The organism is Macrococcus brunensis (assembly GCF_004359615.1).
GTDB classification, from domain to species: domain Bacteria; phylum Bacillota; class Bacilli; order Staphylococcales; family Staphylococcaceae; genus Macrococcus; species Macrococcus brunensis.
Genome location: NZ_SCWA01000020.1, coordinates 1 through 12594, shown reverse-complemented (window position 1 = coordinate 12594; position 12594 = coordinate 1). Strand labels below are relative to the sequence as shown.

General features: G+C 42.4%; 16 protein-coding genes and 1 riboswitch. Of the genes, 7 read left to right on the top strand and 9 right to left on the bottom strand.

The window, feature by feature from the left end:
- The first annotated feature begins 2 nt into the window (after positions 1-2).
- The 3 genes from ERX27_RS09685 to ERX27_RS09675 are packed head-to-tail and all read left to right on the top strand — an operon-like array spanning position 3 to position 1706.
- Entirely contained in the window at positions 3-671 is a 669-nt protein-coding gene (locus ERX27_RS09685) for an ABC transporter ATP-binding protein (RefSeq protein WP_133432627.1), read from the top strand.
- Between the two features lie 11 nt (positions 672-682).
- Positions 683-865: a hypothetical protein gene (locus ERX27_RS09680; protein ID WP_133432626.1), complete on the top strand. Its 183-nt coding sequence runs from the start codon at positions 683-685 to the stop codon at positions 863-865.
- A 58-nt stretch (positions 866-923) separates the two neighbouring features.
- Entirely contained in the window at positions 924-1706 is a 783-nt protein-coding gene (locus tag ERX27_RS09675) for a hypothetical protein (RefSeq protein ID WP_133432625.1), read from the top strand.
- A 10-nt stretch (positions 1707-1716) separates the two neighbouring features.
- Here ERX27_RS09675 and ERX27_RS09670 read toward each other — a convergent pair whose 3' ends face one another.
- The 3 genes from ERX27_RS09670 to ERX27_RS09660 all read right to left on the bottom strand — a co-directional run bounded on the left by ERX27_RS09670 (position 1717) and on the right by ERX27_RS09660 (position 3284).
- Positions 1717-1908 (bottom strand): hypothetical protein, encoded by a 192-nt coding sequence (locus ERX27_RS09670; protein ID WP_133432624.1) that lies wholly within the window; start codon positions 1906-1908, stop codon positions 1717-1719.
- Positions 1909-1975: 67 nt separating this feature from the next.
- Positions 1976-2713 carry an alpha/beta hydrolase gene (locus ERX27_RS09665; protein WP_243715888.1) on the bottom strand — a complete coding sequence of 246 codons (738 nt, stop codon included), beginning with the start codon at positions 2711-2713 and terminating at the stop codon, positions 1976-1978.
- 85 nt (positions 2714-2798) lie between these two features.
- Positions 2799-3284 (bottom strand): GNAT family N-acetyltransferase, encoded by a 486-nt coding sequence (locus ERX27_RS09660; RefSeq protein ID WP_133432623.1) that lies wholly within the window; start codon positions 3282-3284, stop codon positions 2799-2801.
- A gap of 112 nt (positions 3285-3396) precedes the next feature.
- Between ERX27_RS09660 and ERX27_RS09655 the strand changes: the two genes are divergently transcribed.
- Positions 3397-3585, top strand: a complete 189-nt coding sequence (locus ERX27_RS09655; protein ID WP_133432622.1) for a hypothetical protein — start codon at positions 3397-3399, stop codon at positions 3583-3585.
- A 36-nt stretch (positions 3586-3621) separates the two neighbouring features.
- Here the strand turns inward: ERX27_RS09655 and ERX27_RS09650 are convergent, their stop codons facing one another.
- Positions 3622-3840, bottom strand: coding sequence for a hypothetical protein (locus tag ERX27_RS09650; protein WP_133432621.1), 219 nt, complete (start codon positions 3838-3840; stop codon positions 3622-3624).
- 161 nt (positions 3841-4001) lie between these two features.
- On the opposite strand from ERX27_RS09650, the gene ERX27_RS09645 reads away from it, so the two are divergent.
- The gene (locus tag ERX27_RS09645) at positions 4002-5132 is read left to right on the top strand and encodes an NADH-dependent flavin oxidoreductase (RefSeq protein WP_133432620.1); all 1131 of its coding nucleotides are present in this window, start codon (positions 4002-4004) and stop codon (positions 5130-5132) included.
- Positions 5133-5176: 44 nt separating this feature from the next.
- On the opposite strand, the gene guaA is transcribed toward ERX27_RS09645, so the two are convergent.
- The 4 genes from guaA to xpt are packed head-to-tail and all read right to left on the bottom strand — an operon-like array spanning position 5177 to position 10082.
- Positions 5177-6718 carry a glutamine-hydrolyzing GMP synthase gene (gene guaA / locus ERX27_RS09640; protein ID WP_133432619.1) on the bottom strand — a complete coding sequence of 514 codons (1542 nt, stop codon included), beginning with the start codon at positions 6716-6718 and terminating at the stop codon, positions 5177-5179.
- 16 nt (positions 6719-6734) lie between these two features.
- Complete coding sequence (gene guaB, locus ERX27_RS09635; RefSeq protein WP_133432618.1) at positions 6735-8204, bottom strand: IMP dehydrogenase; 1470 nt, start codon at positions 8202-8204, stop codon at positions 6735-6737.
- Between the two features lie 31 nt (positions 8205-8235).
- Positions 8236-9504, bottom strand: a complete 1269-nt coding sequence (locus ERX27_RS09630; RefSeq protein WP_133432617.1) for a nucleobase:cation symporter-2 family protein — start codon at positions 9502-9504, stop codon at positions 8236-8238.
- The gene (xpt, locus tag ERX27_RS09625; RefSeq protein ID WP_133432616.1) at positions 9504-10082 is read right to left on the bottom strand and encodes a xanthine phosphoribosyltransferase; all 579 of its coding nucleotides are present in this window, start codon (positions 10080-10082) and stop codon (positions 9504-9506) included. The genes ERX27_RS09630 and xpt overlap by 1 nt, the downstream gene beginning before the upstream one ends.
- Before the next feature lie 77 nt (positions 10083-10159).
- Positions 10160-10259: riboswitch (purine riboswitch) on the bottom strand.
- A 234-nt stretch (positions 10260-10493) separates the two neighbouring features.
- On the opposite strand from xpt, the gene ERX27_RS09620 reads away from it, so the two are divergent.
- Together ERX27_RS09620 and ERX27_RS09615 are read left to right on the top strand one after the other, a co-directional pair.
- Positions 10494-11630, top strand: a complete 1137-nt coding sequence (locus ERX27_RS09620) for a DUF2382 domain-containing protein (RefSeq protein WP_133432615.1) — start codon at positions 10494-10496, stop codon at positions 11628-11630.
- 62 nt (positions 11631-11692) lie between these two features.
- Positions 11693-12448, top strand: a complete 756-nt coding sequence (locus ERX27_RS09615; RefSeq protein WP_133432614.1) for a ZIP family metal transporter — start codon at positions 11693-11695, stop codon at positions 12446-12448.
- Positions 12449-12508: 60 nt separating this feature from the next.
- Here ERX27_RS09615 and ERX27_RS09610 read toward each other — a convergent pair.
- A partial coding sequence (locus tag ERX27_RS09610; RefSeq protein ID WP_165983063.1) for an IS3 family transposase occupies positions 12509-12594 on the bottom strand: 86 nt, incomplete at its 5' end.

Below are 12594 nucleotides of genomic sequence, written 5' to 3'. Positions count from 1 at the left end.
CCATGGTCTTAACATTAGAAGGTGTATCTAAAAATTTTGGTAAGGACAATACGTATGTCGAAGCGCTCAAGCCCACTGACTTCCATCTGGAACGAGGTGAGATGGTCGCTATTATCGGACCATCGGGTTCAGGCAAGAGTACACTTCTGACTATTGCTGGACTTCTGCAGAAACCCTCATCAGGACAGATTATTATCAATGATATCAACACAACCGAATATAAAGAGAAAAAACGTGCACAGATCAGGCTGAAGGAAATCGGTTTTATCTTGCAGGCCTCAAATCTGGTTCCCTTCCTTAAAGTAAAAGATCAGCTGAAGCTGCTGGATAAGGTCAATAACAATCATCTGACCAAAGATGAGCTGGCTGATAAAATTGAGACGCTTGGCCTCGAAAAAGTAATGAACCAGTACCCAAGTGAATTGTCAGGGGGGCAGCGACAACGTGTTGCCATCTTAAAAGCTATCTATACAAACCCTTCAGTTATCCTCGCTGATGAACCGACCGCGAGTCTCGACAGCGAAAAAGCTTTTGCTGTCATCGAGCTGATAAGACATGAAGTACAAGGGATGCAAAAAGCAGCTATTGTCGTGACACATGATACACGACTGACCAGATATTTCGATAAAGTCTATGAAATGAAAGACGGTTATTTAAATAGAATCAATTAGAAGGTGAAAAAATGGAAACTCATCGCGACGCTTTCGTTACTGCGAGTGAAGTCTATGATATGGGCGTGCCGCCACAGATGCTGTCTATGTGGCTGACAAATGACTTGATACAAGTTGTCCATAAAAATAAATTAGACCGTTTCTTCTGGAAACATGAAGTTGAAGCACTGATGCATAAGTATCTGAAGAACTGATAATGGTCAGTTCTTTTTTTGCAGGATGGGGTATAGATTAAAAAAGGATGTGGAAACAATGGCTAAAACAGCGGAAAGAATTATTAATTACATCGAGATGCTCGGTGTACACGATAAAGGATTAAAAAGAGCGCATGCAAGAGGTTATTATTACGACGCTGAAGTCGAACTGACAGCGGAAGGAAAAGCTCTTCTCGGCGATGCACAGACAGCAGTCATTCGCTTATCAGATGCGCCGCCTAGTAAAAGAACACCTGAACAGTTTGTTTCATTGAAAGGACTGACCATTCATTTTAAGGAAACTGATTCTAATTTCATCTTTGTCAATTTTCCTTACTTTCCGTTTGTGAAGCGCGAATCCGTTTTAATGCTGATGACTTATGTCAATGCTATCAAACAGGCAGATGATTGGTTTATTCGCTTTAACCTCATGCGTAAAATCGGACAGCTGGAGAACTTCGGCCAGCGACTCGGTAAATTCATCTCACATTTTCCTCTTTCTACTGCACGTCAATATCAGACCTATCATAATCTGCATTACTACCAGACAGATAAGGATTACGTCCGATTCCATGTGAAATATGAAGATGACATCATTCTATATGTCGAACGTTATACAGCACCTCAATCAATCGAAGTATTACGGAACGATGGTGAAATCCATGAAATCGGCCGCCTGACACTTGTTCGGGAAATCGATGTAGACCTGCCTTACTTCGAGCTTTTAAAAACAGGTCCTCATCTTAAACCACTTATTAACGATGACATCATTCATCTCAGAGATGAAATGTACCAGATATCCGCTGAGCGCAGACTGAATGAAAAAAACTCTGAGTCCTAAGACTCAGAGTTTAATATGTATATCGACTGTTATAGGGGTCTTTCGCACGCTGATCAATCAGAAACATGATAGCGATAAAGAGAATACCTAACGCTACAAATGTAAATGAACCAAATTTAGAAGTTTCGTAAATGGCAAAACCCGCCATGATTTCAGCAAGACCGAGAATAAATACAATCATTTTCTTCATATTCGCAGACATTATCTCACTCCTTTAAATATCGTATTCTTATCATACACTATCCTACTCAAAATTAACGTTCAGATGATTAGACATTTTTGTGACAGAAATATGAAAGAATCATTTCTTCTGTCTGCATCTGACCCCGTCCTAAAGGCATTAAATGTCCGGCTTCTGCAATCGCTCTTATCTCTTTGGGTTCTTTCAGTTTGTCAAATATATTTTGTGCACTTTCAGCATAAGTCACGTCATCTCGCCCGCCGTACATCATAAGAACAGGCTGACTGATCTCAGATAAACCATTCATAATTTCGTCAATTGCCTTACAGAATTTCTGTGCACCCAGCTGATAGTTCTGTATATGACTGAGCTGTTCAGCATGCGCTTCTTCACTCAGCCCGAGCATCTTACCGAGACGTATACTATATTGCTCCAGACGATAGAAAATGCCGACTTCATCCTTGAAACGCGGAACAGACATCGCTATTCCGGAGTGAATTTCAGGAAATGTCTCAAGTAATTTCAATGTAAAAAGACCCCCCAATGAGACACCAGCGACACTGATAGTTTCATAGCCTTCCTGTTTGAGAAACTCATAACCTGCCAGAACATTCTGCCACCAGTCATCCATATCAGCTCTCACAAGATCCTCCAGCAGAAGACCATGCCCCTTATAAGAAGGCACATATGTCGTAAACCCTGCATCATTAAGACGTTGCGCCAGCCCTTTTACATCGCGTACAGTTCCAGTGAAAGAATGCAGAAGCAGAACAGCATGGCTACTGCCTTTCAAGTAAACAGGACGTGGATTCTTTAGTTTAATCATATGAGTCAACTCCAGTCGCATCTATTATAACAAAGATTAATTGGGTTGCTACTTAGGTATGTAAAAAAGAGCACCATTGCTCTCTCTACTCTATCATCTTCACCATATTGACCCACCGCTCCCCGCCATGCTGTGACGCTGATGGGCCGTGATTGACAAATCCATAGCGCTCATAAAATGGCATTAAATCTTCTGTGCACGTCAAAGTGATCGCTTTAACACCTAAGTTCTTCGCTTTGTCTGTGAAAGACGCAAGTAATCTTCCTGCCAGTCCCTGTCTCTGATGTTCTTCAGACACAACAAGACCGAGTACACTCAAGTAGTCACCTTCAGCACTGGCAGGGATTTTTTTGAATAAATCGTCCGTAATATAAGGTTCGCTGATAACAGGTCCGTTAATATATCCACTGATTTCTCCGTCTTTCTCAGCGACGATAAACGTCTCACTTATCTTCTGGATGCGCTCTGCAAAAGCTTCTCTTGTATCTGCTACTTTCGGAATAAAGGCGAGGCTCTCCAGTCTCGTCACCTCTTCCAGGTCATTCGGTTCCACATTTCTGAACGTATACATATTATCCCTCTCCCTTATTGCTATAATAACTATCTCCTGAGGCCACATGAAAGGAATCTGCTAATGATAACGGATAATGATATAATGGATTAAAAGATTAGGAGGCATAGTTATGCAATTCACAGCTGTACTCATTACCTGTCTCATTATGTTCAGCACCTTTTTCCTCGTCTATTTCGGAACAGACCGGTTACTGAACTATTTCTCTAAAACCAAGAAACCTTTCAATTATAAATTTGCAGCATTCAGTGGCATTATGATGGTGGTCTTTTATCTCTTATTCAGCAATGTGTTTAAATAAACCCTCTAACTTTTTTAGTTAGAGGGTTTATCCGTACTATTCGCTGACCTGCACTGTAACAATCGCTTCGATATTCTCTTCGCTATCGAATTTACCTTCATCATTGGGTTCCACTGCTGTAACAACGCCTTTAGTCCTGTCCTGTAATTCCATAGAATCACCGATTTTAGGGACGGACTCTACTTCGCGTGCACCGCCAGTAGCTTCTGTTGTTGCCGGGGGCTGAACGTCTACTTGCACCATAATTTTAAGCATATTGACTGACCTCCTCCTGATTATTGCCTTATATTCATTCAATACCACTCAGCAGCCTTCTCTAACCTTGCAAGATAAAGAAGGCTGATTTTTTGCGTAAAGTCTATTAGTTATTATATGCTTTTATCATCAAACAAACTCAATAGATAAGGAGCATTTCCATGAATCCTAAATATAAAGATTTATTTCAGCCTTTAACATTACCTAACGGAGTAGAACTACGTAATCGCTTCGTACTGGCGCCACTGACACATATCTCATCTAACGAAGACGGCACAATCGCTGATAGAGAGATCCCTTATATGGAAAGCCGTTCTAAAGACGTCGGTATGTCTATTTCAGCGGCAACATACGTTACAGAACTCGGCCAGGCCTTCCCTGGACAGCCTTCAATTGCACATGACAGTGATATTGAAGGACTCAAACGACTCGCAGCAGCGATGAAAAAGAACGGCGCCAAAGCGATCGTTCAGATTCACCATGGCGGCGTACAGGCTCTACCGGAATACACACCGAACAGCGATGTCGCAGGTCCGAGTGCCATGGAGCTGAAAAGCTTCCGTCAGGAACATACCCATACAGCAAGAGAAATAACTGAAGAAGAAATTGAGCAGACAATCAAAGCATTCGGTGCAGCGACCCGCCGTTCCATTGAAGCAGGCTTTGACGGCGTTGAAATACACGGCGCAAACGGCTATATCATTCACCAGTTCGTCTCCCCACATTTCAACAAGCGTTCTGACAAATGGAAAGCCCCGTTCCTGTTCGCAACGGAAGTAGTAGACGAAGTGGTGAATACAGTGAATGAATATGGCAATGATGATTTCATTATCGGCTACCGCTTCTCACCGGAAGAAGCATATAACCCGGGAATTAAAATGGAACTGACTGAACAGCTGATTAAACGCCTGATTGAGAAGCCGCTCCATTACCTGCATGCATCACTCATGCATATCCACGGCGACGTACATGAGGGTGAATATGCGGGACAGAACCGTATCGAACTCTTACACAAATGGGTCAATGGTCGTATGCCTTTAATCGGCATCGGCTCCATTTTCACAGCGGATGATGCAATTAATGCCCTTAACACAGGTGTTGAACTCGTCGCAGTCGGCAGAGAACTGCTTCTTGACCATGCCTTTGTGGGTAAAATCAAAGAAGGCAAAGAAGACGAGATCATTTCCTACTTCGATTCAGAAGACCCGAATAAACATGAACTCCCAGAACCCTTATGGCAGCAGTTTAAAGCAGGATTTTATCCACTGCCGTCTAAAGAAGATGCAGAATAACAATGAAAAATCCTCTAACCATCATGGTTAGAGGATTTTTGGTTCTATTCCCACTCTATCGTACTAGGTGGCTTAGATGTAATATCATACACCACGCGATTAACATGGTTCACTTCGTTAACGATGCGGCTTGAAACTTTCTGCAGGACTTCCCAGTCGATTCTCGCGAAGTCACTTGTCATTCCGTCGATACTTGTCACGGCACGGACGCCGACTGTGTAATCGTATGTTCTGTAGTCACCCATGACGCCGACTGAGCGGATGTCAGGAAGTACTGTGAAGTATTGCCAGATGTCACGTTCGAGACCTTCTTGCGCAATCACTTCTCTTAAAATCGCATCTGATTCACGGACGATTTCGAGCTTGTCTTCTGTAATTTCGCCGAGTACACGGATACCAAGGCCTGGTCCTGGGAATGGCTGACGCCATACGAGGTGTTCCGGGATACCGAGTTCGATACCGAGGGCACGGACTTCGTCTTTGAAGAGCGTATTGATCGGTTCAATCAGTTTGAACTGCATGTCTTCCGGTAATCCACCGACGTTATGGTGAGATTTGATGGTCTGTGCAGTTTTCGTACCTGATTCAATGATATCAGTATACAGCGTGCCTTGTGCCAGGAATTCCACGCCCTGTAATTTAGAGGCTTCATCGTCGAAGACATAGATGAACTCGTTACCGATAATTTTACGTTTCTTCTCTGGGTCTGATACGCCGGCAAGTTTACTCATGAAACGGTCTTTCGCATCAACACGGATGATATTGATGTTGAAGCCTTCTGCAAAGTGCTTCATGACCATGTCACCTTCGCCTTTACGGAGTAAGCCGTGGTCAACGAAGATACAAGTCAGCTGGTCGCCGATTGCTTTATGCAGGAGAACAGCTACAACAGATGAATCCACGCCGCCGCTCATGGCACATAAGACTTTCTTATCGCCGACTTGTTCACGGATTTTCTCTACTTCAATGTCGATGAAGTTCTCCATTGTCCATTCGCCTGTACAGTTACAGATTTTACGGATGAAGTTACGCAGTAAGTCATTGCCATATTCAGAATGACGCACTTCCGGGTGGAACTGTACGCCATATAACTGACGTTCTGCATTTTCTACTGCTGCATATTTACAGCTTGGTGAGTTCGCAATCATGCGGAAGCCTTGCGGGATATTGATGACTTTATCGCTATGGCTCATCCAGACGGTCTGCTCTTCAGGCAGCATGTGGAAGAGTGAGTGTGTTTCAGCCGTAATGACTGCTTTACCGTATTCACGTTCGTTTGCACGTTCAACAGAGCCGCCAAGTAATTTCGTCATCAGCTGCATGCCGTAGCAAATACCCAGTACCGGCACACCGAGGTTGAAAATTTCCGGGTCTATCGTGAATGATCCTTCCTCGTAGACCGAGTTAGGTCCACCTGACAGGATGATGCCTTTCGGATTCATTTTCTTGATTTCTTCGATTGAGATTTCGTGATCATGTAACTCACTATAGACACCCATCTCACGGATACGTCTTGTGATGAGCTGGTTGTACTGACTACCGAAATCGAGTACCAGGATTAATTCCTGTTCAAATGCCATTTCCATTGGTTAGTCTCCTTAGTTAAATAGAATAGTTAGGCGCTTCTTTTGTGATATGAACATCATGCGGATGGCTTTCTTTCAGTCCGGCACCTGTCATCTTGATGAACTGTGCTTCTTCGCGTAAGGCCTGTAAGTCTTTTGAACCTGTATAACCCATACCGCTTCTGATACCGCCGACTAACTGATAGATCGTATCCTGAAGCGCACCTTTATAAGCGATACGTCCTTCAATACCTTCTGGTACGAATTTTTTCGCTTCTTTGTCATCCTGGAAGTAACGGTCTTTAGATCCTTTTTCCATCGCGCCAAGTGAACCCATACCGCGGTAAACTTTGTACTGACGTCCCTGGTAGATTTCAGTAGCCCCAGGGCTTTCTTCTGTACCACCGAGTAATGAGCCAAGCATAACAGCATGTCCGCCTGATGCAAGGGCTTTAACGATATCGCCTGAGTACTTAATACCGCCGTCTGCGATAATGGTTTTGCCGAGTTCACGTGCAACACCTGCTGCATCATAAATCGCCGTAATCTGTGGGACCCCTACACCTGCAACAACACGAGTCGTACAGATAGAACCTGGTCCAATACCGACTTTAACGACATCTGCACCTGCTTCAAACAGCGCTCTTGTGCCTTCTGCTGTTGCAACGTTACCTGCAATCAGCGTTACCTCAGGAAAGTTTTCTTTTAAATCATGAACCATATCCAGTACACCTTTAGAATGGCCATGAGCTGTATCAATGACAAGAGCGTCTGTTCCAGCATCAACTAAATGTTTAGCACGAGTAAGTGTATCTTTGGCAATACCTACAGCACCGGCAACAAGTAAGCGTCCATGGCTATCTTTCGCTGCATTTGGGAACTCAATGACTTTCTCGATATCTTTGATTGTGATAAGTCCTTTTAAGACACCCGCATCATCGACAAGCGGTAATTTTTCGATTTTGTACTGCTGCAGTAACTTTTCTGCCTGTTCAAGCGTTGTATCGACCGGTGCAGTCACTAAGTCATCTTTAGTCATGACGTCAGAGATTTTAATAGAATAATCTTCAATGAAACGTAGATCGCGGTTCGTTAAAATACCGACTAATTTCATGTCTGTTTCGCTGTTGACGATCGGTACACCAGAAATACGGTATTTACTCATTAAATGTTCCGCTGCAAAAACCTGCTCGTCAGGTGTCAGGAAGAAAGGATTTGTAATAACGCCGTTCTCTGAACGTTTAACTTTCAGGATTTCATCTGCCTGTTCTTCAATAGACATATTTTTATGAATCACACCGAGTCCACCTTGACGTGCCATCGCAATCGCCATTTTTGCTTCTGTCACTGTATCCATACCTGCTGATAAAATCGGTACGTTCAATTTAAGACGGTCTGATAATTCCACTTTCAGATCAACTTGGTTAGGCAGTACGTCAGATTTCCCTGGAATCAGTAATACATCATCGAATGTTAAGCCTTCTTTTTGGAACTTAGTTTCCCACATGATTGATACCTCCATTTTATTTGATAACCTATTATTTCATAGTTTCTTCAATTTGTTGATTGTTTATACCATTAAAAAATAAATTCAGTAAAATCGCTGTCAGTGTACCGAGCACAATCCCGTTTTGTGTCAGCCATGCATAGTCTTCACCAAACTTGGCAAATGCACCTGGGACAGTCGTAATACCGAGACCGACACCGACTGACACAGCGATAATCAGCAGGTTATCCTGCTTCGTGAAGTCGATCGCACCCAGCATCTTAACACCATAGGCCATTACCATGCCGAACATCGCAATCATGGCTCCACCGAGAATAGGGGTCGGAATAATCGTTGCAAGGGCACCAAACTTCGGCATCGACCCGGCTAAGATAAGAAGTGCCACCATACCGTACATGACGTTTTTTGATTTGACGCCTGATAAAGAGACAAGTCCGACGTTCTGAGAATAAGCTGTATAAGGAAAGGCATTAAAAATAGAACCGAGTACAATCGCAATCCCTTCAGCGCGGTAACCTTTAGAGATATCTTTACGCTCAATCGGTGTCTTCGTGATTTCACTCAGAGCGTGATAAACACCTGTCGATTCAATCAGACTGACGATACCGACAATAACGAAGAGTAATATAGAGCCGATTTCGAATTTAAAGCCGCCGAAACGGAATGGTTTAGGAAGTTCAAACAAGTTTGAGTTATAAACGGCACTGACATCTACTAATCCGAAAAATGAAGCTACGATAGTACCGACAACCAGTCCCAGTAAGATTGCTATAGAACGAATAAAACCTGATGAAAGACGGTGAATCACTAAAATAATAATCAAGGTCATCAGCCCGAGTATAATATTCAGCGGATCGCCGTAAGACTTCGAACCTTGGCCGCCTGCCAGGTTATTCATTGCAACCGGCATAAGTGTGATTCCGATAATCGTCACAACACTGCCCGTGACGATCGGCGGGAAGATCTTGACTAAATAAGAGAAGAACGGGGCAATCAGGACGATAATGATACCCGACGCAAAAAGCGAGCCATACAAGACGTCTATACCATGCTTCGAGCCAATCATAATCATCGGCGTGACAGCGGTAAATGTACAGCCAAGAACGACTGGCAGGCCGATACCAATTCCTTTGTAGACTTGCAGGAAAGTCGCTACTCCGCACATAAAGATATCAATAGAGACAAGATACGCGATTTCTTCACCAGAGAAGCCAAGCGCTTTACCGACGATAATCGGAACGATAATAGCACCTGCATACATCGCCAGAAGGTGCTGGATACTTAATAGGAGGTTTTTCATTATTCTTCTCCTACTAAAGTCACTTTATCGCCTTCTAATGAAGCAATACGACAGAGACTGAGGACATCTAGTCCTTCATTCTTCAGACGGTCTGCACCTTGCTGGAAGCTCTTTTCGATAACAATACCGACACCGACACATTCAGCCCCAGCTTGTTTGACTAAATCGTAAAGGCCGAGTGCTGCTTCGCCGTTTGCCAGGAAGTCATCGATAATCAGGACCTTATCATCAGCTGAGAGGAATTTCTGTGAAACGACTACATAGCTTGTTTTGTTCTTCGTATAAGAATGAATATCTGTCGCGTATACTTCTTCAGTCAGTGTTGAAGGAATCGCCTTTTTTGCAAATAGACAAGGCACGTCGAATGCGAGCGCCGCCATAATAGAAGGCGCAATACCACTTGCTTCAATCGTCAGTATTTTCGTAACATCTTTATTCTTATAGTAATCATAAAAATGGTCTGCTACCTTCTTCATCAGCGCTGCATCAATCTGATGATTCAAAAAAGCATCTACTTTAAGAACCGAACCTGCAATCACTACGCCTTCATCTTTCACTTTCTGCTGTAACTCTTTCACGATTGTCCTCCTTAAAATAAAAAAACTCACCTTTTGGAATAGGCGAGTAAAAAAAGAATGTCCAGACTCTGCTGAGAATGGATTCACTTTTTACTCATAGTCACGTCATTTAAGGTGCGTGGTAGATACTTCAAAGCCATATTCTTTAATTATATGAGTGTTTTATTTAATTTTTTATTTAATTGATGATAACAAATTTAGAGTCGAATATCAAGGACAAATCCGCATAGAATCAAGGTTTCACCCTTATTTTGGTTAATGTAAACAGATTAATTTCTAATATTTTTTTAATTATTTTAATTTTTAAGTGTTTAGGGTGGGAGCCGTCGGGTATATTTCTAACATCACAAGAAAATCAAAACGACACCTTAGAGATTTACAACACATTAGTGATTGGGAGGTAGAATTACAATGGGAAACATTGAATCATTTTCTAGTGAACAAGCATTATTAGGTAGAATTGATAACTTGAAGTCTCAAGGAGTAGCTGAACGCGACTTACACGTCATTTCTAAAAACAAACTTGAAGGTTCTGCATTGAACTATACAGATGTTAACTTCAAGAATGCTGATGGATCATTTGGCGATAAAGTAGCTTCACTCTTCACTGGGGAAGATCCTCAGGCACGTGTATTTGATAAATTAAACTTATCAGATGCTGAACGCAATCAATATGAAAGAGAAGTTGAAAGTGGCAACATCTTACTTTATGTAGATAATGATGCAACTTACAATACTTCTACAACAGAAAGAGATCACAATTACGTTGAAGGTCAGGCTCACCACAACGACACTTACACAAATGGTGTAGTTGGCGGTTTTGCTAACCCTGATGCAGTAAACCGTGATCGTAACGAGACATTACATGAAGGAGCGTACTCTAATCCTGATGACGGAACAACTGGTCTGACTGGAAGACAAAGTGTACAATCTGACACAGATGCCGAGTATTCTGAGAAACATCGTACAAATAACTTACAAACTAGAGAGGAACATGTAGACATGAAAAACGAATTTAACAATGACTTAAACCGTAACGAATTTGACCGCGTAGACAACAATGAAGTATTAGAAGGACGTCGTGAGGAATACGCATTCGACGAAGATATCGCTAACCGTACAGATTTATCAGATGATGAAAAAATCCGTTTACACGAAGAACGCCTTCGCGTAGGTAAAGATAATGTTCAAACTGGTGAAGTACGTATCGACAAAGACGTAGTTGAAGAGCGTCAAGAATTCGATGTACCTGTAAGCCGTGACGAAGTTACTATCGAGCGTCGTCGTGTAGACGAAAGAGTAGACGGAGATGTTGATTTTGACCGTTTAGACAACGATACTATCCGTGTACCTTTAACTGAAGAACGCATCAATGTTGAAAAAGAAAACGTTGTAGCTGAAGAATTAGTAATCAAGAAAAACCGTGTACAAGACACAGCTCACGTATCTGAAACTGTACGTAAAGAGCAAGTTGATATCGATGACACAAATGGTCGTCATGTAGGTAACGAACTTGATCGCGATAACGACTTATTAGACCGTCGTTAATACTCAACATAAATGACTTACCCCCGAAGGCATTCCTTCGGGGTTTTTTGGAGGAATTCTTTATGGGAGCAGCTTTTTTCTGGGGTGCAGTATCAGGTGGAGCCGTCCTGCTCGGCGCTATCATCAGTATGATTATTCATATTCCCCGTAAAATACTTGGTTTTATTATGGCTTTTGGTGTAGGTGTACTTATTGGCGCAGCGACGTTTGAACTTTTGCAGGAATCACTTGATAAAAGCGAACTGCAAAATACATTGATCGGTTTTATTGCTGGTTCTTTTGTTTTCACTGCAATAGAAGGCATTTTATCTCGCCACGGTGGAAAACACCGTAAACGTTCTAATGCTCATGAGCTTAAACAAGATGATGCGAAAGATAGTAACGATTCTGGTGGCGGCCTTGGTATCTTTATCGGAACTGTAATGGATGCGATTCCTGAGTCTATTATGCTCGGAACAACGTTAATCGGTGGTAAAGGTGTCAGTATGTTACTCTTACTTGCTATTTTTATCAGTAATATTCCTGAAGGTTTATCTAGTACATCAGGTATGCTAAAAAGTGGTCAGTCTAAAGGTAAAGTCGTCGGCCTATTCGTTGCTGTTACCGTTGTAGCAGGTCTCAGTGCCTTATTCGGCTATATCTTCCTTGATCATGCTGACCCAGCTGTTATCTCTATTATTTCAAGCTTTGCTGCCGGCGGTATCATCACCATGATTGGTGCCACTATGATGCCGGAAGCCTATGAAGATGGCGGCGCATTAGTAGGTCTTTTCACTGCAGCAGGCGTCATTACATCTATTATTTTAGATCATCTGTAAAAAAAATCTTAGGCGTAATGGTACTGAACCCTGAAAATGGGACGGAATAAAAAACACTTTTTATAAGGCTGCTTGTATTCGGTATTGAACCGGAGATAAGTAGCCTAATTTTTGTTGAATTCTATTTTCATTATAATTTTTGATGT

Coding starts and splice junctions, on each gene's coding strand:
- ERX27_RS09685 (WP_133432627.1), top strand. CDS start 3: ATGGTCTTAACATTAGAAGGTGTATCTAAAAATTTTGGTAAGGACAAT.
- ERX27_RS09680 (WP_133432626.1), top strand. CDS start 683: ATGGAAACTCATCGCGACGCTTTCGTTACTGCGAGTGAAGTCTATGAT.
- ERX27_RS09675 (WP_133432625.1), top strand. CDS start 924: ATGGCTAAAACAGCGGAAAGAATTATTAATTACATCGAGATGCTCGGT.
- ERX27_RS09670 (WP_133432624.1), bottom strand. CDS start 1,908: ATGTCTGCGAATATGAAGAAAATGATTGTATTTATTCTCGGTCTTGCT.
- ERX27_RS09665 (WP_243715888.1), bottom strand. CDS start 2,713: ATGATTAAACTAAAGAATCCACGTCCTGTTTACTTGAAAGGCAGTAGC.
- ERX27_RS09660 (WP_133432623.1), bottom strand. CDS start 3,284: ATGTATACGTTCAGAAATGTGGAACCGAATGACCTGGAAGAGGTGACG.
- ERX27_RS09655 (WP_133432622.1), top strand. CDS start 3,397: ATGCAATTCACAGCTGTACTCATTACCTGTCTCATTATGTTCAGCACC.
- ERX27_RS09650 (WP_133432621.1), bottom strand. CDS start 3,840: ATGCTTAAAATTATGGTGCAAGTAGACGTTCAGCCCCCGGCAACAACA.
- ERX27_RS09645 (WP_133432620.1), top strand. CDS start 4,002: ATGAATCCTAAATATAAAGATTTATTTCAGCCTTTAACATTACCTAAC.
- guaA (WP_133432619.1), bottom strand. CDS start 6,718: ATGGAAATGGCATTTGAACAGGAATTAATCCTGGTACTCGATTTCGGT.
- guaB (WP_133432618.1), bottom strand. CDS start 8,204: ATGTGGGAAACTAAGTTCCAAAAAGAAGGCTTAACATTCGATGATGTA.
- ERX27_RS09630 (WP_133432617.1), bottom strand. CDS start 9,504: ATGAAAAACCTCCTATTAAGTATCCAGCACCTTCTGGCGATGTATGCA.
- ERX27_RS09620 (WP_133432615.1), top strand. CDS start 10,494: ATGGGAAACATTGAATCATTTTCTAGTGAACAAGCATTATTAGGTAGA.
- ERX27_RS09615 (WP_133432614.1), top strand. CDS start 11,693: ATGGGAGCAGCTTTTTTCTGGGGTGCAGTATCAGGTGGAGCCGTCCTG.